The 19,516-nt window shown below is 72.5% G+C and carries 23 protein-coding genes; 14 read left to right on the forward strand and 9 right to left on the reverse strand.

From position 1 onward, the window contains the following. Nucleotides 1-10: 10 nt before the first annotated feature. Both ABH929_RS04825 and ABH929_RS04830 read left to right on the forward strand, forming a co-directional pair. Nucleotides 11-1,063 carry a serine/threonine-protein kinase gene (locus ABH929_RS04825; RefSeq protein ID WP_263091245.1) on the forward strand — a complete coding sequence of 351 codons (1,053 nt, stop codon included), beginning with the start codon at nucleotides 11-13 and terminating at the stop codon, nucleotides 1,061-1,063. Nucleotides 1,064-1,112: 49 nt separating this feature from the next. After that, the gene (locus ABH929_RS04830) at nucleotides 1,113-1,736 is read left to right on the forward strand and encodes a phosphoribosylanthranilate isomerase (RefSeq protein ID WP_123293557.1); all 624 of its coding nucleotides are present in this window, start codon (nucleotides 1,113-1,115) and stop codon (nucleotides 1,734-1,736) included. A gap of 142 nt (nucleotides 1,737-1,878) precedes the next feature. On the opposite strand, the gene ABH929_RS04835 is transcribed toward ABH929_RS04830, so the two are convergent. The 3 genes from ABH929_RS04835 to ABH929_RS04845 form a co-directional block, all read right to left on the reverse strand. Then, nucleotides 1,879-2,637: an HAD-IIB family hydrolase gene (locus ABH929_RS04835; RefSeq protein ID WP_404560335.1), complete on the reverse strand. Its 759-nt coding sequence runs from the start codon at nucleotides 2,635-2,637 to the stop codon at nucleotides 1,879-1,881. 90 nt (nucleotides 2,638-2,727) lie between these two features. Further along, a complete protein-coding gene (locus tag ABH929_RS04840; protein ID WP_111086180.1) occupies nucleotides 2,728-3,141 on the reverse strand; it encodes an acyl-CoA thioesterase in 414 nt (137 codons plus the stop codon). Between the two features lie 84 nt (nucleotides 3,142-3,225). Next, complete coding sequence (locus ABH929_RS04845) at nucleotides 3,226-3,822, reverse strand: nitroreductase family protein (RefSeq protein WP_404560336.1); 597 nt, start codon at nucleotides 3,820-3,822, stop codon at nucleotides 3,226-3,228. 73 nt (nucleotides 3,823-3,895) lie between these two features. Between ABH929_RS04845 and ABH929_RS04850 the strand changes: the two genes are divergently transcribed. After that, nucleotides 3,896-4,819, forward strand: a complete 924-nt coding sequence (locus ABH929_RS04850; protein WP_205463819.1) for an AEC family transporter — start codon at nucleotides 3,896-3,898, stop codon at nucleotides 4,817-4,819. 164 nt (nucleotides 4,820-4,983) lie between these two features. Further along, a complete protein-coding gene (locus ABH929_RS04855) occupies nucleotides 4,984-5,391 on the forward strand; it encodes an aldehyde dehydrogenase (RefSeq protein WP_404560337.1) in 408 nt (135 codons plus the stop codon). 15 nt (nucleotides 5,392-5,406) lie between these two features. On the opposite strand, the gene ABH929_RS04860 is transcribed toward ABH929_RS04855, so the two are convergent. Both ABH929_RS04860 and ABH929_RS04865 read right to left on the reverse strand, forming a co-directional pair. Beyond that, nucleotides 5,407-5,655 (reverse strand): nuclease, encoded by a 249-nt coding sequence (locus tag ABH929_RS04860; RefSeq protein WP_123937443.1) that lies wholly within the window; start codon nucleotides 5,653-5,655, stop codon nucleotides 5,407-5,409. A 101-nt stretch (nucleotides 5,656-5,756) separates the two neighbouring features. Beyond that, nucleotides 5,757-6,593, reverse strand: coding sequence for an exodeoxyribonuclease III (locus ABH929_RS04865; protein WP_404560338.1), 837 nt, complete (start codon nucleotides 6,591-6,593; stop codon nucleotides 5,757-5,759). A gap of 93 nt (nucleotides 6,594-6,686) precedes the next feature. On the opposite strand from ABH929_RS04865, the gene ABH929_RS04870 reads away from it, so the two are divergent. The 6 genes from ABH929_RS04870 to ABH929_RS04895 are packed head-to-tail and all read left to right on the forward strand — an operon-like array spanning nucleotide 6,687 to nucleotide 9,704. Further along, a complete protein-coding gene (locus ABH929_RS04870) occupies nucleotides 6,687-7,172 on the forward strand; it encodes an Asp23/Gls24 family envelope stress response protein (protein WP_263091242.1) in 486 nt (161 codons plus the stop codon). After that, nucleotides 7,169-7,360 carry a DUF2273 domain-containing protein gene (locus tag ABH929_RS04875; protein ID WP_263091241.1) on the forward strand — a complete coding sequence of 64 codons (192 nt, stop codon included), beginning with the start codon at nucleotides 7,169-7,171 and terminating at the stop codon, nucleotides 7,358-7,360. Before ABH929_RS04870 ends, ABH929_RS04875 begins: the two co-directional genes overlap by 4 nt. Next, nucleotides 7,357-7,728, forward strand: a complete 372-nt coding sequence (locus ABH929_RS04880; RefSeq protein WP_404560339.1) for a hypothetical protein — start codon at nucleotides 7,357-7,359, stop codon at nucleotides 7,726-7,728. The genes ABH929_RS04875 and ABH929_RS04880 overlap by 4 nt, the downstream gene beginning before the upstream one ends. Beyond that, nucleotides 7,725-8,327 (forward strand): hypothetical protein, encoded by a 603-nt coding sequence (locus tag ABH929_RS04885; RefSeq protein ID WP_404560340.1) that lies wholly within the window; start codon nucleotides 7,725-7,727, stop codon nucleotides 8,325-8,327. The genes ABH929_RS04880 and ABH929_RS04885 overlap by 4 nt, the downstream gene beginning before the upstream one ends. Beyond that, nucleotides 8,324-8,926, forward strand: coding sequence for a hypothetical protein (locus ABH929_RS04890; RefSeq protein ID WP_404560341.1), 603 nt, complete (start codon nucleotides 8,324-8,326; stop codon nucleotides 8,924-8,926). The genes ABH929_RS04885 and ABH929_RS04890 overlap by 4 nt, the downstream gene beginning before the upstream one ends. A 7-nt stretch (nucleotides 8,927-8,933) precedes the next feature. After that, complete coding sequence (locus tag ABH929_RS04895) at nucleotides 8,934-9,704, forward strand: phosphotransferase (RefSeq protein WP_404560342.1); 771 nt, start codon at nucleotides 8,934-8,936, stop codon at nucleotides 9,702-9,704. On the opposite strand, the gene ABH929_RS04900 is transcribed toward ABH929_RS04895, so the two are convergent. Continuing rightward, nucleotides 9,701-11,047 (reverse strand): peptidoglycan DD-metalloendopeptidase family protein, encoded by a 1,347-nt coding sequence (locus tag ABH929_RS04900; protein WP_404560343.1) that lies wholly within the window; start codon nucleotides 11,045-11,047, stop codon nucleotides 9,701-9,703. The genes ABH929_RS04895 and ABH929_RS04900 overlap by 4 nt on opposite strands. Nucleotides 11,048-11,111: 64 nt before the next feature. Further along, a complete protein-coding gene (locus tag ABH929_RS04905) occupies nucleotides 11,112-12,779 on the reverse strand; it encodes a hypothetical protein (RefSeq protein WP_404560344.1) in 1,668 nt (555 codons plus the stop codon). 86 nt (nucleotides 12,780-12,865) lie between these two features. Here ABH929_RS04905 and pyrE point away from each other — a divergent pair, with 86 nt between their 5' ends. After that, nucleotides 12,866-13,417 carry an orotate phosphoribosyltransferase gene (pyrE, locus tag ABH929_RS04910; protein WP_205463832.1) on the forward strand — a complete coding sequence of 184 codons (552 nt, stop codon included), beginning with the start codon at nucleotides 12,866-12,868 and terminating at the stop codon, nucleotides 13,415-13,417. Continuing rightward, complete coding sequence (locus ABH929_RS04915; protein ID WP_404560345.1) at nucleotides 13,414-15,675, forward strand: septum formation family protein; 2,262 nt, start codon at nucleotides 13,414-13,416, stop codon at nucleotides 15,673-15,675. Before pyrE ends, ABH929_RS04915 begins: the two co-directional genes overlap by 4 nt. A gap of 208 nt (nucleotides 15,676-15,883) precedes the next feature. Here the strand turns inward: ABH929_RS04915 and ABH929_RS04920 are convergent, their stop codons facing one another. Continuing rightward, on the reverse strand, nucleotides 15,884-16,837 hold the full coding sequence (locus ABH929_RS04920; protein ID WP_404560346.1) for an aldo/keto reductase: 954 nt from the start codon (nucleotides 16,835-16,837) through the stop codon (nucleotides 15,884-15,886). 111 nt (nucleotides 16,838-16,948) lie between these two features. Between ABH929_RS04920 and ABH929_RS04925 the strand changes: the two genes are divergently transcribed. Next, nucleotides 16,949-17,593 carry a HEAT repeat domain-containing protein gene (locus tag ABH929_RS04925; protein WP_404560347.1) on the forward strand — a complete coding sequence of 215 codons (645 nt, stop codon included), beginning with the start codon at nucleotides 16,949-16,951 and terminating at the stop codon, nucleotides 17,591-17,593. 268 nt (nucleotides 17,594-17,861) lie between these two features. Here ABH929_RS04925 and ABH929_RS04930 read toward each other — a convergent pair whose 3' ends face one another. Then, the gene (locus ABH929_RS04930) at nucleotides 17,862-18,551 is read right to left on the reverse strand and encodes a metal-dependent transcriptional regulator (protein ID WP_205463836.1); all 690 of its coding nucleotides are present in this window, start codon (nucleotides 18,549-18,551) and stop codon (nucleotides 17,862-17,864) included. A 37-nt stretch (nucleotides 18,552-18,588) separates the two neighbouring features. On the opposite strand from ABH929_RS04930, the gene ABH929_RS04935 reads away from it, so the two are divergent. Further along, nucleotides 18,589-19,479, forward strand: a complete 891-nt coding sequence (locus tag ABH929_RS04935; protein ID WP_404560348.1) for a lysostaphin resistance A-like protein — start codon at nucleotides 18,589-18,591, stop codon at nucleotides 19,477-19,479. Nucleotides 19,480-19,516 lie beyond the last annotated feature (37 nt).

The following is a 19,516-nucleotide window of genomic DNA, read 5'->3' on the forward strand; positions in this document are numbered from 1 at the left end:
GACGGAACCCATGACCATGCTGGACGGCTTGCGGACGGAGACGGTCCTGTCGGGCCGGTACCGGCTGGTGAAGCTCATCGGCACGGGCGGCATGGGGACCGTCTACGAAGCCCGCGACGAGCACACCTACCGCGCCGTCGCCGTGAAGCTCTTCGCGACCCCGGACAAGATGACGACGGCCGACCGCGTCCGGCAGGAGCGCGAGATCCGGCTCCTCAGCATGCTGTCGCACCCCGGGCTCATCCCGCTCTACGACGCCGGCACGCACGACTTCCCCGACGGCCCGCACCGGTTCATCGTGATGGAGCTCATCGCCGACACGACGCTGCTGCGCCGACTGTCCGAGGGGGCCCTGCACAACTACGAAGTGGCCGACCTCGGCGCCCAGCTCGCCGATGCCCTGGCGTACGTGCACTCGCGGGGCATCGTGCACCGGGACGTCAAGCCCGCCAACATCCTGATCAGCGACGAGGGCTCGTCCGGCTTCGCCCGGACCGTGAAGCTCACCGACTTCGGCGTCGCGCACTTCGTCGACGGCTCCCGCCTGACGAACGACGGCACGATCATCGGAACGGCGGCGTACCTGAGCCCCGAGCAGGTTGCCGGTGAGCCGATCAGCTTCGCCACCGACGTGTACTCGCTCGGACTGGTGCTGCTCGAGTCCCTCACCGGCAAGCAGGAGTACTCGGGCACCCTGATCGAGGCGGCACTGGCTCGCCTGCGGCACGACCCCGAGATCCCCGACGACGTCGCCTCGGAGTGGCGTGAACTGCTCAGCCGGATGACCGCCCGCGACCCGGAGCGTCGTCCGACCGCGGTCGCGATCGCGAACGCCCTGCGCGGGGGCTCCACGCAGGTCACCGGCCCGGTGCCGCTCGGACCGGAGCGGGTCAAGCACCAGCGGGACCACCGGATGCACCGTGCGGCCCACCGGCACGCGAAGCGCGGGACCTTCTCGGCCGTCCGCCGCTGGCGCCGGCGGAACGTGCTCGTGGGCTCGTTCGCGGCGTTCGGCGTGCTGGTCGCGTGCGGCTCCGCCTACGTCGCGGGCATGCTGCACTGAGGTCGCCCGCGCGTCCCGTTCGTCCGTGGTCCCTGGCAGGATGGACAGCATGACCGACCAGCGCTGGATCAAGATCTGCGGCCTGTCGACGCCCGACACCGTGGACGCCGCCGTCGACGCGGGCGCCGACGCGGTCGGGTTCGTCTTCGCCGCGAACAGCCCCCGCACCGTGACGGCCGACCTGGCGAAGGAACTCGTCGAGCGGCTGCCGGACGGCATCGACGCCGTCGGGGTCTTCCGCGACCAGAAGATCGACGAGATCGTCGGCATCGCGTCCGAGGTCGGTCTCACCACCCTGCAGCTGCACGGTGGCGAGGCCGCGACCGACTTCGCCCGAGCCCGCGACGCCGGCTTCTTCACCATCCGCGCCCTCGCGGCCGAGGACTACCTGCGCGAGACCGCCGAGCAGCGCGCCTCGTACGACCACGACCTGCTGTTGCTCGACGCCGCCGTGCCGGGCAGCGGTCGGCTGATCGACCCCGCCGTGATCGAGGGTGGGATCGACGAGGCCTGGATCCTGGCGGGCGGCCTGACCCCCGCCAACGTCGTGGCCGCGGTCGAGGCGCTCGACCCCGACGGCGTCGACGTGTCGAGCGGCGTCGAGTCGGAGCGCGGCGTGAAGGACCCGGCGAAGATCCGCGCGTTCGTCGAGGCAGTCCGCAGCCTGGGCTGAGCGCGCGCCCGCGGCTCTCGACGCGGAGCGACGACGGCCTGGAGGCGCGGGGCAGGCCCGCAACGGGCCTCCTGTCCGCCGTGCCGACCGTCTCAGGGCCGGAAGGCGCCGGCGTGTCCGGGGGACGCCGCCTCGTGCGCGGTCAGCGCAGGGTCGGGATGAGCTCGGTCAGGAAGGCGTCGGTGTCCTCCCAGCCCTCGACCGCGTGGCACGGCACACCGAGGGCCTTCACCGGGTAGTCGTTGCCCTCGGGGTCGAGCCGGTCGCCCACGAAGAGCACGTCGTCGAGCGCGATGCCGGTGATCTCGGCGAGACGCTGCATGCCGTACGCCTTGTCGATGCCCTTGCGGGTGATGTCCACGCTGGTCGAGCCGCCGGACCGCACCTCGAGGTCGGGGAGCTCCGCCTGCACCCGGCGACGCAGGTCGTCCTTCTTCGCGCCGGTCGGGTCCCACTGCTTCTTGACGTCGACCGGGGCGGCCTGGCCGAGTGCGGAGAACGTGATCTGCGACCCGCGGTCCTCGAGGATGTCGCCCCAGGTCTCGGACTCCCAGTAGCCGGCGTCCTTCGCGACGGACTCGACCGCGGCGAGGGCGCGTGCCTTCTGGTCGTCGGTGAGGTCCTCGGCGTACTGCAGTGCCCAGTCGTCGTCGGACCAGCGGTAGTACCGCGTGCCGCACGTCGGCAGCAGGTGCAGGTCGTCGAGGGTCAGGCCGTCGCGGGTGCGGAGCGGGGTGACGAGCTGCTGCTCGAACTGCGTGAAGTTGCCGCCGGAGATGACCGCGACCGGCACGACCTCGAGCAGGGACGCGAAGGTCTCGAGCATGCGGGGGTCGAGGGAGGACTTCGACGGGGCGAGGGTGTCGTCCAGGTCGAAGGCGACGAGGCGGGGCGTGGTCATGCCCCGATCCTGCCAGAGGCCACCGATCACATGCCGGGTGCTGTGTTCACCGCACGCGACTGCTGCGCGATGTCTGCGGGGTCACGCGGGTCAGGCGCGGTGGGTCGCGGGGACCCGGTCGCGGTCGTACGTGATGTCCGTGTAGCCGTGCGGCGCCGGGTTGCCGTCGTCGTCGAGGTTCACGAACACGACCTCGTCGATGGTGAGGATGCTGCGGTGCGTGAAGAGGTTCCGTGCCTCGGCCCGCATCGTGAGCGAGCTGCGGCCGAAGCGGGTGGCGACGAGGCCGATCTCGACGATGTCGCCTTCCTTCGCCGAGGACACGAACTCGATCTCCGACATGTACTTCGTGACGACCTTGCCGTTGCCGAGCTGGATGATCGCGTAGACGGCGGCCTCTTCGTCGATCCAGCGGAGCAGGCTGCCGCCGAACAGGGTGCCGTTGGCGTTGAGGTCCTCGGGGCGGACCCACTTGCGCGTGTAGAAGTTCATCTCGGGCTGCATGTCACTACATACTACGCGGCGGCGGCAGCGGAAACGACAGCGGCCGCGCCCCACAGGGACGCGGCCGGACGTTGGTGCCGAGGACTACTCCTTGACGAGCACGACCTCGTCGAGGGGCAGACGGGTGCGCGGAGCGACCTCGCGCTCGGCCGCCTTCTCGTCGAGCTGCGACGGGTGGGCGACGGTGCCGATGGCCGTGACGGTGAAGGGCAGGAAACGCTCCGGCAGGTCGAACGCTGCGCGCAGGCCGGCGGCGTCGATGCCCGCCATCTGGTGCACGTGCAGGCCCTCGGCGTGCGCCTGGACGGTCAGGGCGGCGAGCGACTGGCCGAGGTCGTACTGCGCGAAGGGACGCTCGTCGCCGTCCTCGGTCACGGTCTCGAGCACGCCGGCGACGAGGGCGCTGGCACGGAAGGCCCAGGCGGCGTTGAAGCCGAGCAGGTTCTCGTTGATCTTGCGGAACGTCTCGGTGCCACGACGGCCCGCGATGAAGCGGCGGGGCTGGAAGTTCATGGCCGACGCGGCCCAGCGGGCGGCCTCGAGGACGGCGTCGAACTGCTCGTCCGAGATCGTCGCGGTCTCGTCGTAGGAACGGGGGCTCCAGCGCTCTTCGAGCAGGGGCACGAGGGGCTGGCTGGAGTCGGTGGACCGGGTGAGGGTGTCGGCGTTCGTCGAGGTCATGGTGCCTGCAACGGTATTCGATGCGAACGCATTTCCGACCTGAGCGACGTCACATGGTGCAAGGATGGACGCGATGGGTGGCGTGTTGACCGGCTTCGCGATCATCGGCGCGATCATCGCCGGTGGGTACGTCGTCGGGCGCATCGGACTGCTCGGCCCGCACGCGCAGTTCGTGATGAGTCGCCTCGCGTTCTTCGTGCTCATGCCCTGCCTGCTCTTCCACACCATCGCCTCGGCCGACATCGAGTCGCTGCTGTCCCCGATGCTCTGGGTCTCACTGCTGAGCGCCGCGGTCGTCGCACTCGGAGCGGCGGCCGTCTTCCGGTTCGTGCTGCGGCGTCCGGTCACCACCACGACGGTCGGCGCCCTGGCCGCGAGCTACGTGAACGCGAACAACATCGGCCTGCCGGTGGCCGTCTACGTGCTCGGGCAGGCGACGGCGGTCGTGCCGGTGATCCTGCTGCAGCTCATCGTCATCGCGCCGGTCGCGTTGACGATCCTCGACGCCGCGACGTCGGGCGCCGGCGGCTGGGGACGCCGGATCTCCGGGCCGTTCCGGAACCCGATCATCATCGCCTCGCTGGTCGGCCTGGTGTTCTCGGCGACCGGCACCTCGCTGCCCGACCCCGTCCTCGAGCCGTTCTCGCTGGTCGGCGCGGCTGCCGTGCCCGTCGTCCTGCTGTCGTTCGGGATGAGCCTGCACGGTGCCGCACCGCTGCGGGACCCGGCGATCCGGACGGACGTCATCGTGGCGTCGTCGATCAAGCTCGTGGTGATGCCGGCGGTCGCGTACGTGTTCGCACGGTTCGTGTTCGGGCTCGGCGACCAGGACGTCTTCGTGCTCACCACCCTGGCGGCGTTGCCCGCGGCGCAGAACGTGTTCAACTACGCGCAGCGCTACGGTGCGGCGGTGCCCGTGGCCCGCGACGTCGTGCTCATCTCGACGATCGGCTCGGTACCCGTCCTGGTCGCGATCGCCGCGCTGCTGCACCCGTAGCGGCCCTGGTCGCACCGCGCGGCGGACGGGAGGCCCGTGGCGGGGCCGCACCGGGCCTCCCGTCCGCCGTGGGGTCGCGTGCACCGCGTCGGCCGAGGGGGCGCGCGTACGCTGACACCCACGGGGCGGACCCGCCTCGGGACCACGACGGACGGAGACCTCCGATGGACACGATGGCGATGATGAAGAACATGTCGATGACGGACATGCCCGCGGCGATGGACACAGACCTGATGCAGGACGCGATGATGGCGATGAACGCCGCGTCGATGGCCGCAACGATGTGCTCCGCGAGCGACATGCGCATGGGCGGCGAGATGGCCACCTGCGCCGCGATGTGCTCCAACACGGCGATGATGGCCGACACGGGCATGCGCATGATGATGCGTCCGGCCGGCATGGACCTGCCGAGCATGCAGGCGATGCTCATGGCCGTGATGACGATGGGCACGATGTGCGCCGCCGAGTGCCGGGGGCACATGGACATGGACGAGTCGTGCCGCTACTGCGCCATGGCCTGCGACGAGATGGTCGCGAAGTGCGAGGCGATGCTCGCCTCGATGTCTGCCTGAGCCGACGAGCCCGAGCTACGCGCTGCGCGCCGTGGTCTGACGACCGCCGGCACTGAGGATCTCCGCCACCGGGTGGTGGGCGACCGGGTCGCCGACCGACAGGAAGGCGTCGGCGTCCGCCACCCGGAGCTGGGTCACGCCGCCGTCCAGGAACACCACGACGGCGTCGGCGGGACGGGTCTCGACGACGATGCCGTCGCGCCAAGCGCCGGGGGCCGCGTTCGCCATGACGCGCTGGATGGGAAGGATCGTCGTACGGGACATGGCTTCACCTGCTCTCGAAGGGGTTCGGTGCAGGAAACCTACGTCCGGCCTCCGCCCCGCTCAACGCGGGTGGACCCGGGACGTAACAGAACCCGACGGGCTCAGAAGATCATCGGACGGTCGTCGTCGAGCGACGTGTCCAGGTCGAGGTCGACCACCACGGGCACGTGGTCGCTCGGGGCGTCGCCCTTCCGCTCGTTGCGGTGGATCGAGGCGTCGGTGACGACGTCGGCGAAGGCCTGCGAGCCCATCACGAAGTCGATGCGCATGCCCTCGTTGCGCGGGAACCGCAGCTGCTTGTAGTCCCAGTAGGTGTAACCGTCGGGGACGATCGGCCGGACGGCGTCCTGCAGCCCCGCCGCCTCGAACGCTCGGAAGGCGTCGCGCTCCGGTTCGCTGACGTGGGTGTGCCCCTCGAACACGCGGACGTCCCACACGTCGGTGTCGAGCGGCGCGACGTTCCAGTCGCCCATCAGCGCGAGCGGGGTCTCCGGCGAAGCAGCGATCCAGTCGGCGGTGCGGTCGGCCAGCTGCGCGAGCCAGTCGAGCTTGTACGTGTAGTGCGGGTCGCCGACCTCGCGCCCGTTCGGCACGTACAGGCTCCAGAGCCGCACGCCGTCGACGGTGACGCCGATGGCCCGGGCCTCGACGGGCAGGTCCGGCCCCTCGTGCCCCTTGAGGAAGCCGGGCTGGCCGGGGAAGTCGCGGGTCACGTCCTCCATCGGCAGGCGGCTGGCGAACGCGACACCGTTCCACTGGTTCAGGCCGTGCGCCTCGACGTGGTAGCCGGCGTCCTCGAACGCCTGCACCGGGAACTGCTCCGGCTTGCACTTGATCTCCTGCATGCCGAGGACGTCGACGTCCTCGCGCACCAGCCAGTCGACGACCCGCCCCACTCGGGTGCGGACGGAGTTCACGTTCCAGGTCGCCACGCGCATGGCATCGAACCTACCGGCACGCCCATCCTCGGCCGGGGTACGGCACGATGGTGTTCGCTGGAACACCAGGAATCGATCGCATCGGAGGCAGCAATGGCATCGACGACGAACCGCGTCGACGGGACCGCGACGACCGGCACCGCGACCGGCACCACGACCGGGACCACCACCACGCAGGTCACGGCCAAGGGCAGGACGATCATCGACGACACCGTGGTCGCCAAGGTCGCGGGCATCGCCGCACGTGACGTCCCCGGCGTCTTCGCCCTCGGCGGCAACGCTGCCCGGGCCTTCGGCGCCATCCGCGACGCGATCGGGTCGAGCGCGCTCGGCCAGGGCGTCCGCGTCGAGGTCGGCGAGACCCAGGTCGCCGTCGACCTGACGATCGTCGTGGACTACCCGACGCCGATGATGGACGTCGCCACCGCGGTGCGCGCCGCCGTCACGAGCGCCGTCACCGAGCTCGTCGGGCTCGAGGTCACCGAGGTCAACATCGCGATCAACGACGTGAACATCCCCGCACTGAACGGCACCGCCGACGACCTCGACGGCGTCGTCCGCGAGGGCCGGGTCCGGTGAACGCCACCGTCGTCGGGATGGGCGTCGGCGCCCTCCTCGCGATCGTCGCGGTGACCCTCGGGTTCTGGGCGTTCGTGGTCGTCGCCGTCTGCACGGCCGTCGGTGGCCTGGTCGCCCGCATCGTCGCCGGTGAGGTCGACGTGCGTCGCCTGGTCGACGTGCTGCGCGGACGCCGGAGCTCGTCGTGACCGACGCCGCCGTCGCCACGGTCGGCGACAGCGGCGTCCGGCTCCGCGGCTCCGACCGCATCGGCACGTCGGCGCTGGTGCACACCGCCCAGGCGGTCGCCGCCGAAGCGCTGCGCGTGGCCTTCCGGGAGGTCCGTGCCCGGGTCTCCGACGACGGCCGCGGCGCGCTGGCGGTCGAGATCACCGCCCCGCTCACCCTGCCCGTGCTGGGGAGCCACGCGGTCCCCGACGAACCCGTCGTCGCGAGCGCGCACCGCGCCCGCGGCACGATCGCCGAGCGGCTCCGGACCATCACCGGCCGACAGGTGTCCCGGGTGACCGTGACGTTCGCGTCGTCGGTCGTCGACGTGCCGCGGAGGGTCCGGTGACCGCCGCTCCGTCGCACGGCGAGCACGCCGCCACGTACCGCCGCCTGCTCCGCCGTGAGACACACGTGTCCCGCTCCGGCGTCGTCGTCATCGCGATGCTCATCACCCTCGTGCTCGCAGCCGCTGCCGTCTTCGCTGCTGCCCTCGTGCTGCTCGACCAGAACGTCCTCGGCGTCGACCCGCGCGCCGTGGTGGACGTCGCCCTCGCCGCGCCGGACGGCCTCGACACCACGCTGGTCGTCGGGATCGCGGCGATCGTCGCCCTCGTCGGCCTGGTGCTTGTGCTGCAGGGACTCCTGCCGCAGCGGCGTCCGCGCCACGCGATGGCGTCCGACCGGCTCGCCGTCGTGGTCGACGACGAGGTGCTCGCCTCTGCTGCTGCCCGCGCTGCCCGCTCGGCCACACGCCTCGGCCAGGACGCTGCCGTCGGCACCGTGGGCCGCCGGACCGTCGAGGTCGTGCTGCGCCCCGCCGCCGGCGTCGACGTGCCGGCAGTGGCTGCGACCGAGGCCGTCGAGCACGAGTTCGCCGCGATCGACGCGCTGCCCGCCCTCGCTGCGCGGGTCCGCGTCCAGCCGACCGGACGGGTGGACGGATGAACGCGACCAACCGTGGCCTGGGCCGGGCGGCGCTCGTCGTCGTCGGGCTCGTGCTGCTCGTCGCCGGGGTCGGCGCGATCCTGGTGCAGACGGCCCAGGGCCTGCCGCTCGTGGCGTCCTGGTGGCGCACGGCGGGCGATGCACTCGCGGGCCTCGGCACGGACACGGCGCGCGATGACTCCCTGTTGTCGTGGACGTGGGTGCTCGGCGGCGGGGTCGTCGTCGGCATCCTGGCGATCGTGGTGCTGACGACGCTCGGCGGTGGCCGCGAGGGCACCGTCGTCGAGAGCGACGGATCAGCCGACGGCGTCGCCGGTTCGGTGCGCGTCGAGTCGACGGCCGTGCAGCACGCGCTGTCCTCGGCGATCGGGGAGCTGCCGCAGGTGGCCTCGCTCGCGGTCGACGTCTACCGCGTCCGCGGTGGCCGGGCGATCCGGGTGCGGGTCCGTCCGCGCCGGGGCGCCTCACCGCGCGAGGTCACCGAACGGGTCGAGGCCGTCGTGGCCGACCTGGACGCCCTGCTCGGCGAACGCCTGCCGGTCCTGCTCGAGATCGCGCGCGGTGGGGCCGGGTCCTCGCGCCCGGACCGCGTGCACTAGGTCCGTCGTGGTGCGCTCGATCGGCGGGTTGCCGGGGCCGGACGCCGTCCCCGTGCCGCGGGTGGTCGTGGAGGCCGCCCGGGGCCGCGAGGTCGCCCTGGTCTGGCACAACGAGATCGGCGGCACGACGTTCCGGATCGGCCCGGACGAGCACGCCGACGAGTTCGTCAAGGTCCTGCCGCACGCCTCCGGCCGGTGGATCGACGCCGAAGCGGCCCGGCTGACCTGGGCGTCGCAGTACGTGCGGGTACCCGAGGTGCTCGACCACGGTGCCGATGCCGACGGCGTGTGGCTGCGCACGCGTGCCGTGCCCGGGTGGAGCGCCGTCGACCCGCGCTGGCACGACGAACCGCGGACCGCCGTGATCGCGGTCGGTGAGGGGCTCCGTGCGTTCCACGACACCCTGCCGGTGGACGACTGCCCCTTCGAGTGGTCCACGGCGGCGCGGCTCGTCCGGGCGCGGGCGGCCGGTGCCGACACGGACCGCCTGGGCCCGGAGCCGCCCGGCGACCGCGTCGTGGTGTGCCACGGAGACCCCTGCACGCCGAACACGCTCATCGGTGCCGATGGCCGGTGGAGCGGGCACGTCGACCTGGACGCCACGGGTGTCGCGGACCGATGGGCCGACCTGGCGGTGGCGACGATGGCGCTGGGCTGGAACTACGGGCCGGGGTGGGAGCCGCTGTTCCACCAGGCGTACGGGCTGCCCGACGACGCGGAGCGGACGGCCTGGTACCGGGCGCTCTGGAACGCCGACGTGGACGACCTCGGGGACTAGAAGGCGACGCCCCGCGCGGACATGAACGGCACCGGGTCGGTCGTGGCGCCGTTGATGTGCACCTCGACGTGGCTGTGGCACCCGGTGGATGCACCGGTCGACCCGACGAGGGCGATGAGCTGCCCCGCGGAGACCTGCTGTCCCGGGCTGACCCGGAACCCACCGTTGACGATGTGCCCGTAGGCCGTCTGCACGCCGTTGCCGTGGTTGATGCGGACGTAGTTGCCGTAGCCGCCGTACCAGCCGACGTAGTCGATGGTGCCGGCGGATGCTGCGACGATCGGTGTCGAGCAGCCGCTGGCGAGGTCGGTGCCGTCGTGCTTGGTGACGATCCCGGTGATCGGGTGCACGCGGTAGCCGTAGGGGCTGATGACGTAGCCGCTGGCCGGACGGACCCAGCCCTGACCGCCACCCGAGCCGGCGGAACCGCCACTGCCCGAGCCGCTGCTGCCGGAGCCGCCACCACCGCCGGACGACCCGCTGCCGGCGTTCGCTGCCGCTGCTGCTGCGGCCAGTTCTCGGGCGGCACGGGCTTCGGCCTCGCGCGCAGCCTTCGCCTCGGCCGCCTTGCGGATCTGCTCACCCTTGGCGAACTCCGCCTCGGTCCGGACGCGACCGGAGACCAGGGTCGCGAGCTGGGCGTCGAGCCGGGCCTTGTTCGACTGCTGTTCGTCGTACGCGGTCTGCACGGCGTCGGAGGCGGCCTGTGCCTCTTGCATGCGGGCCTCGGCCTTCGCGGCGAGCCGGTCGAGCTCCGCAGCAGCGCGGTCGGCCTGGGCCTCGAGCGAACGGGTGACGCCGGCGTCGACGGCCGCGGCGGCCTGCACGCGTTCGGCCTGTTCGGACAGCTTGCTCAGCGCGCCGAGGTCGTAGAGCAGGTCGCGCGCATCGTCGCCCTTGGTGAGCACCGAGGTCGTGACGTCGGCACCGCCGGAGCGGGCCATCTGCGCGGCGAACTGGCCGGCCTGCGCCGCGCTCTGCTCGGCGACCTTCGCGTGCTCGTCCGCCTTCGCGCGGAGCTGCTGCTCTTCTTCTGCGGCGTCCTGGGCATCGGACTGGGCGTCGAAGAACACCTGTCCGAGCTCCTGCGCCTTCGCCTGGGCGGCCTCGACCTTGGCGTCGAGGTCGCTGATGATGCCCTTGATCTCGGTGATCTGCCCCTGCTTCGCGGATTCCTTGCCGCGGGCGTTCTTGACCTCGTCCCACGTGGGGTAGGTCGCCGCCTGGGCGGTGGGTGCATCGACGACGACCGTGCCGACCAGGCCCGCGAGTGCCAGTCCGGTGACGGCGAGGCGGAGGCGCACGGTGGCACGAGGGGTGCGGTGGCTGGTGGGGCGAGACATCGAGCACGAGCCTATACATCCGTACAGAGAAGATCGGACGCCGACGCGCCGCTGTGGACAACTCCTAGAACCCGCGCTCCTGGCGGATCTCGTCGGCACTGCCGATCACGTCGCGCCGGAGGACGTCCGCGCCGGAGGTCCCCGCGTAGTCGTAGACGTCGAACCCCGTGCAGTGCGTGATGGTCGCCGGGGCACCGAGGGAGTCCTCGACCGCGGTGGTCCACAGGTCGTGCGACCCGACCACCACGAACGTCGGGTCGGCGTCACGGTAGGCCCCGAGGTCGACGAGCCACGGGTACGTGTCGAAGGTGTCGCGGACCTGCAGCAGCTGCACGTTCGTCGCGGAGTACGTGGCGAGCGGCCGCACCGTCCAGAACTGGCCGACCCCGGTGACCGATCGTCCGTCCGCCCAGCGGTCCAGGCAGGACGACGGCGTGTACCGGGCGGTGGCGACGGCGTGCGCGGTGCTCGGTGCGGTGGCGACCCCGGCGGCGAGGACGGTGACGGCGGCGATCGCGACGGTGGCGCGGACCCCGCGGAACGGCCGGTGCACGCGGGTGCGGCGGACCGCGGTGCGCGTGAGCTCGGCCACCGCGACGAGGGCCAGCAGCGGTGCGGTGACGACGGGCTCGAGGTACCGCGGCGTCTCCGAACCGACGAGGACGACCCCGACCGACGCCGCGACCACCGTCACCAGGGGCAGCGCGGTCGCGACGAGCACGGTGCGCGCGGTCCGGACCCGCCAGGCCCACACCGTGCCGCCGACGGTGACGAGCACGCCGACGAACATCAGGAGCAGCCCGGCGTCGCCCGCTGCCGTGCCGGCCCGCACGTCGGTCAGCGCCGCGAAGAACTGCAGGGTCTCCACCGCGCGCGACGGCCGGACGTAGGTGGACGGGTCGAGCGACACGAAGGGCCGCAGCGGGATCCGGACCAGGTACCCGAGCACCGACCCGGCCGCCACGGTGCCGGACAGCAGCAGCGCTGGACGCCACGGCAGCCGGCGCACCGCCGCCAGCAGCACGAGCGTGACCACCACGGGTGCGGCGGACCACGGGACGTACAGCGGGTTCGACGCGGTCGTGCAGAGCGCCACCAGCCCGAGCACCACGAGCACGACGACGGATGCCCGCCCGACCCGCACGGCGCGGAGCACGAGCACCGCGGTGCCGAGCATCGCCAGCACCACGCCGTAGTAGTACGTCGTGGTCAGCAGCAGGGACGCCAGCTCGAGCGACGTCGCGGTGCCCGACGACTCCGTCAGCACCAGCAGGGTCACGAACGCCACGCTCGCCGCCGACACCGTGATGCGTGCCGCTCGTCCGGCCGACGGCATGAGCTCCTCCGCGGCAGCCCGCACCAGCGCGTACACGGCCAGCAGGACGAGCACCCCGTTCAGCGCCAGGGCCTGCTGCGGGGTCCCCGTGACGAGGGCGCAGAGCAGGTAGACCGGCAACTCGGGGAAGAAGAACAGCGCCGGGGACATCGCCCACTCGAACGGCTGCCCGAGCTGCATCGACCGGTGCACCAGGGGCAGCAGCACCGAGTCGCCGTCGTACCAGAGCAGGGCGACCCGTTCCGTGGCGACGACGTGGCGGAGGGCGATGACGGCCAGGGCCAGCGCGACCAGGGCGCCCAGGGCCTCCCGTCCGATCGCCCCGGCCACGCCGCCGGACCGACGGCCGCCGGACGGAGCCGGCGGCACGGCGGAGCGACGCGGTGCTCGGGGCATGTCCCGGAGCGTACCGAGCGCTGCTCGGGACGACCCCACAGGACGGGGGAGCGCGCTGCGAGTCCGACCGGCTACCCTTGTGCGCTGTGACCGACGCGCGCGAACAGTTGATCCAGTACATCTCCTCCGAAGCGGTGTTCCACGGCGACTTCACCCTGACCAGCGGGAAGAAGGCGACGTACTACATCGACCTGCGGAAGGTCAGCCTGGACCACCGGGTCGCGCCGCTGATCGGCCAGGTCATGACCGAGCTCGTGCAGCAGGTGCCGGACGTCTCGGCCGTCGGCGGACTGACCATGGGCGCCGACCCCATCGCCAGTGCTGTGCTGCACCAGGCCGCCGCACAGGGCCTGACCTACGACGCCTTCGTCGTCCGCAAGGAGCCCAAGGACCACGGCCGCGGCAAGCAGGTCGAGGGCCCTGACCTCGCGGGCAAGCGCGTCGTCGTGCTCGAGGACACCTCCACCACGGGCGGATCGCCGCTCAAGGCGGCCGAAGCGCTCGAGCGCGAGGGCGCGATCATCGCCGCCGTCGCGGTCGTCGTCGACCGCGACACCGGCGCCAAGGAGACCATCGAGGCAGCCGGGTACCCCTACTTCGCGGCCATCGGGTTGGCTGATCTGGGGCTGACCGCGTGAGCGGGGAGCGTCCGGACGACGCGCGCGACCCCGAGGACACGGCCGGCCCCGCAGCGGCGGCCGACGGTGCCGACGGGGTCGACGGCCAGGAGGCCCGGCGCGCGTCCGACCCGGACGCTCCGTTCCACGGTCTCCGCAGCGCCGCTGACATCTTCGGCGCCCCGCGGGGCGAGGAGGACTGGCCCTCGCGACGGGAGCGCCGCGAAGCCGAGCGCACCGCACGTGAGACGGGCGCCCCGCTGCCGGAGCCGTTCGAGGCGTCGGCACCGGAGCCCGAGGCACCCGCGGCTGCGGCGGTGCCTGCTCCGGCCGCTCCGGTGCTGGACGACGGCGCGACGCAGGCCATCTCGATGCCCGAGCAGCTGTCAGCTCCGTCCGAGAGCCCGGACGCCGCCGCCGAGTACGAGCGCTCCACCCTGCACGACCGCATCCCGCCGGCCGCCGTCGTGCCGCCGAACCCCACAGCGCCGCACCCCTCGTCGATCGTGCTGCCCACCGCGCAGACCCACCGCGACGAGCGCGCCGCGGCGTCGAGGGCCATCGAGGACGAACGTCGCCGCACCGACCCGTTCGGCGAGGGCCGTGCCGACGTCGACTGGCTCGGCCGTGCAACCGGTTCCGGCGCGCCCGTCCCGCCGACCGGACCCGTCGCCCACCAGCCGCTCGGTGTCGAGAACGTGCTGCCCCCGTCCGAGGAGCCGCCGAGCTTCACCGACCTGCTCCGCATCGCCGGAACGGGTCCCGTGCCCACGCAGGGAGCCGGACCGGACCGACCGTTCGACTGGGCCATCCGCGACGACGAGACCGGCGAGGTCCCGACGGCCCTGACCGGTGACTCGTTCGACACGACGGCGCTCGGTGGCAGCGGCTCGTGGTCGCTGGCGGACGACGCCGACCTCGTTGCCGATGCCGATGCCGATGCCGATGCCGACGCCGAGGTCGTCTCGGGCGAGGTCGACACCCCGGCCGACGGGGTGCCGCAGGCGCCGCGGACGTTCCCGGTGCCGCCGGCGGTGCCGGGTGCCGTCCCGCCAGCCGTCGTGCCGCCCGCTGCCGTTGCTGCCGCTGCCGCTGCCGCTCCTGCTGCTGCCGCTCCTGCTCCTGCGGCGCCGACCGAGGCACTGGACGTCCGTCCGGAGCCCACTGCCGGTGACGGGGCGGAGTCGGGGACGGGCCTCCCGGAGGACGCGGCGACCACAGCGCTGCCGGCCGCCGCTGCTCCGCCGCTCGTCGAGCCCGCTGCGTCGCCCGCGTCCCCAGTGCACCTGCCGCCCGCGGTGGGGCAGGACCTGGACGCCGTCCTCGGCCTGCGCGGCGACGACACGGGGGCGCAGCCCACGGCGTTGCCGGCCGTTGCGCCGGACGACCTGGACCAGACCGAGTGGGACGGCCGCGAGACCAGCGACACGAGTGCGATCAAGGACCTGTTCGGCACCGAGGCCGTCGGGCAACTCGGCGGCACGGGCTACGACCCGGAGGACACCGGGACGCGGATGATGCCGGCCGCCGCGCTGCCGTCGGCTGCTGCCGGTGCTGCCGGTGCCGGTGCCTCGTCGCCTGCTCCCGCTCCGTCCGGCCAGCCGGTCGAGCGCGACAACTTCATCAACCAGGGCGCGGCGCGCCTGCGGAGCGAGGGCAAGCGCGGCAAGCAGCTGCTCGTCTACGGCTCGATCGCCCTGATCGTCGTGCTCATCGCCCTGGTGTTCCTGCTGACGACGTGGATCCGCGGCAACAACATCTCCGACCAGGAGATCGCGCCGACGAAGTCCCCGGCGGCAGCGTCATCGGCTCCGGCGACTCCTTCGGCTGCTGCATCTGCTTCTGCCGCTGCCTCTCCCTCGGACGCCGCTGCTCCGGCTGCCACGCTCCAGTTCGCCACCACGCCCGCGCTGCCGGGCGAGCACGCCTGGACCGACCTGGCCGGCGGGGAGTGCCTGTCGCCGTTCACCAACGCCTGGGCGCAGAGCTTCACGGTCGTCGACTGCGCGACGCCGCACATCGGGCAGCTCACCGCACGGATCGCCGTCGACGGGGATGCGTACCCGGGGGCAGAGGCCCTCGCGACGCAGGCCGCCGACCAGTGCCAGTCGGACGCGGCGCTGAACGCCTCGGCGGCTGCGGCCGTCGGGGACGTGCAGGTGCAGGGGTCGTACGCTCCGGACCAGGCGACGTGGGACCAGGGCGACCGGTTCATCTCGTGCTTCGTGACGCGGTCGTCGGGACAGGAGCTCACGGCGTCGTTGGCCCCGGGGGCGTAGGGCGGCTGCTGCGGCTGGCGGCTGGGGTACGTGCGGGCGCATCTTCCGACGGTCCACGACGTGATCGACGCGTGTTCTGTCGAGACATGCGCACGCATCGGATGCGTGTGCAATGAACGACATTCCACGAGTTGATCGTCTGGTGGATCGTCGGAACATGCACACGCATCCGTGACGCGCGAGCGGGCCGCGGTGAACTGGGCGCGGGTCAGGCGGCTGCGGGGACCTTCGCCGACACGTCGGACAGGGTCTGCAGCTCGTCGGCGCTGAGCTCGAGCTCCGCCGAGGCCAGCAGTGCCGGCAGCTGCTCGGTGTTGCGCGCGCTGGCGATCGGCGCGACGACGTCGGGCTGCGCCTGGAGCCACGCCAGGGCGACGGTCGCGAGCTCGGTGCCACGGGCCTCCGCGATGGTGGACAGGGCGTCGACCACGGCGAGCCCCTCGTCGTTGAAGTACCCCGAGACCTGGCCCTCGCGGTCCTTGCCGGCGAAGTCCTCCTTCGAGCGGTACTTGCCGGTCAGGAACCCGGCGGCGAGTGCGAAGTACGGCACGACGCCGAGGCCGTGCGCGTGGGCGAGCGGGGCGATCTCGGACTCGTACGGCTGGCGGGTGACGAGGTTGTAGTGCGGCTGGATCGCGACCGGCTGCGCGAGGCCGTTCTCGGTCGCGATGCGGATCCACTCCTCGGCGCGGTCCTTCGAGTAGTTCGAGATCGCGGTGTATCGGACGATGCCGTCCTGCACGAGCTGGTCGAAGGCGCGGACGGTCTCCTCGAGCGGGGTCGACTGGTCGTCGAAGTGCGCGTAGTACAGGTCGATCCGGTCGGTGCCGAGGCGCTGCAGGCTGGCACGGGCGGCAGCGGCGACGGTGTCCGCGCCGAGGCCCTGGAACTGCGGGTGCTGCGAGCCCTTCGTGGCGATGACGACGTCGTCACGCTTGCCCGAGGCCGCGAGCCACGAACCGATCACCCGCTCGGACTCGCCGCCCTCGTTGCCGGGAGCCCACGCGGAGTACACGTCGGCGGTGTCGATGAAGTCGCCGCCCGCCGCGGCGTAGGCGTCGAGGACCTGGTGGGAGGTCGACTCGTCCGCCGTCCACCCGAAGACGTTGCCGCCGAGGGCGAGGGGGAACACGTGGAGGTCGCTGGTACCGATGCGGGGCATACGGGGGTCCTTTCGTGGTCGGGCGAGCAGTCCTCGATGTGAACCGCTCCTCGGCCGACGCTATGCCTCGAGGCTTGACACGGCCCCGGTGGCAGCGGGTTGCATGGACCCATGACCGCGCTCACCGATGCCCTCGCCGACCCCCGTTCCTCGGTTCGGCTGCAGGCCGTGATGGCCGCCGGGACCACCCCGGACGCGGCCGACCTCGACGTGCTCGTCGAACAGTGCGCCGTCGAGCCGGACTTCTTCGTCCGCGACATGCTCACCTGGGCGCTGACCCGGCACCCGTCGGCCGACGTCGTCGGGCGGGTGGTCCCGTCGCTCACCCGTTCCGAGCCGCAGGCCCGCAGCCAGGCGTTGCACACCCTGTCGAAGGTCGGCGACCCGTCGGCCTGGCCATCGGTGCGCCCACTGCTCGCGGACCACGACGACGAGGTGCTCCGCGCCGCCTGGCGGACCGCCGTCGCACTCGTGCCCGACGACGAGCGGGCCGACCTGGCCCGGACGCTCGCGGTGCAGCTCGGGGTCGGCCCGCGCGAACGGCGGCTCAGCCTGTCGCGGGCACTGGTGGGGTTGGGCGAGGAGACAGTGGTGCCGGTGCTCAGGGCGGCTGCCGACCGGGGCTCCGAGGCCGTGCGGGAACACGCCGCCGACACGGAGCGGCTGTTGCACGACCCGGACGCGGCGTCCGCGCTCGCCCTCGAGCGGGCTCGGCGCGAGGTGGCGCTCGGCCGCACCCGGTCCGCCAAGGGGTGAGCGCGGCCGTGGACGTCACCAGCTGACGGACGGGAGGCCCGTGGCGACGCCGCCACGGGCCTCCCGTCCGCCACGCGGCGGGGCGGACCAGGGCGGACCGGGATCGGCTGGAGTCGGCTGCCGCCCCCGCGTGAGGTTCCACAACACGCCGTCGGTTCGTCGCCGAGGTTCCACGCGCGAGCCCTGAGCGCGCCAAGGTTCCGAGATCTCGGAACCTCAACGGGCGCGGGCGGGCGCGGCGGACGCGGACATCGCGCCCGCGCCCTCGTCAGTCGGCGTCGGGAGCGAGCCAGATCGCGGTAGCGGCAGCGGCGGGCAGGTCGACGAGCGCCTCGGCGCCGTCGGCCCCACGTCGGGAGACCGCGATGACGCCGGCGTAGTCCCGCACCCGCTCGACCCGCAGGTGGGTGCCGAGACCGACCCCGAGCTCGTCGAAGTACCGCAGCAACGAGGGGTCGTCGTCCGACACCCGGTCGACCGTGCCGCACGCACCGGGCTCGATCGCGCCGAGCAGGACACCGAGCGTGGCGGGTACGGTGCCGTCCGCGGCGGGGATCGGGTCGCCGTGCGGGTCGTGGGTCGGGTGCCCCAGGTCGGCGTCGACCCGGTCGAGGAACCGCTCCGACACCGCGTGCTCGAGCGCCTCGGCCTCGGTGTGGACCTCGTCCCACGTGTAACCGAGGCGGGACACCAGGAACGACTCGATCAGCCGGTGCCGCCGGACCATCGCCACGGCGACCTGGTGCCCGAGCGGGGTGAGCACGACACCGTAGTAGGGGGTGTGCTCGATGAGGCCGTCGCGGTCGAGCTTCTTGAGGTTGCCGGACACCGTCGAGGCCGACACCTTCAGCGTCGCCGCGATGTCCCGCGTGGCCAGTCCGGCGCCGCCGCGTTCCCCGGCCTTCCAGATGAGCTTGACGTAGTCCTCGGCCATGGTCGACAACGAGGGCAGGCGCATACCGCCAATCGTACGGCTGCACTGGTACAACCGGGACGTGCACCAACCCCGTCGCCGCCGCTGGCCGGTCCCGCCCTCGCTGCTCATCGGCCTCGCGCCGCTCGTGGTGTTCGCGGCGATCAGTGCGTGGCGGTCGCGCCCGAGCGACGACTACCCGACCCTCGGCCAGACGGTGGACAGCGTCGTCCGGTCGTTGGTCGTCCCCGAGGGCATCGCCGCCGTCGCGCTCGCCGTGGTCGTCACGGGACTCGGGTGGTGGCGGATCGCGACCGTCGACCGCACCCGGACACCGCTGCGCTGGTCGGCGCTGGCTCCGGCTCTGGTCCTGGTGGTGTGCGTGGTGCGCCTGCCGTTCATCGACTGGGCAGCGTTGCCCGTGCGCTACTTCCTGCTGCTCACCGTCGGGGTGCTGTTCGTCGGGGTGTTCGAGGAGCTGATGGCCCGGGGCACGCTGCTGGTCGGGCTCCGGCGCCGGGTGCCCGAGTTCGGCGTGTGGGCGCTGTCGTGCGTGCTGTTCGGGCTGCTGCACCTGCTCAACGCGCTCGCCGGGGCCGGCATCGGACCGACGCTGGTCCAGGTCGTCTTCGCGGCGTCGTTCGGCTCCACGCTCTACGTCGCTCGCCGGGTCACCGGGTCACTGCTCGTGCCGGTGCTGCTGCACGCGTTCTGGGACTTCGGGTCGATCGGGTACTCCGCGACCGCTGATCCGTCGGACACCGGTCGGCTCGTGGGCCTCGGGCTGATCGGCCTGTTCTCGTTCCTGGTGCTGGCGTTCGGGATCGTCGCGGGCGGCATGGTCGCGTGGCGCGACGACCGTCCGCGTCGCCTGGCGAAGCGCTGGCGTTCGGTGCCGCCGATGGCGGCGTTCGCCCTGGAGGCCCGTGGCTTCGAACCCGCACAGCCTGCGGTCCGGTTCACCTCGCGGTAGACCCCCGTTCGCGCGCTGGCAACCGCCTCTCCCTACC

It is taken from the genome of Curtobacterium sp. AB7, assembly GCF_044909335.1.
Taxonomy (GTDB): Bacteria; Actinomycetota; Actinomycetes; order Actinomycetales; family Microbacteriaceae; genus Curtobacterium.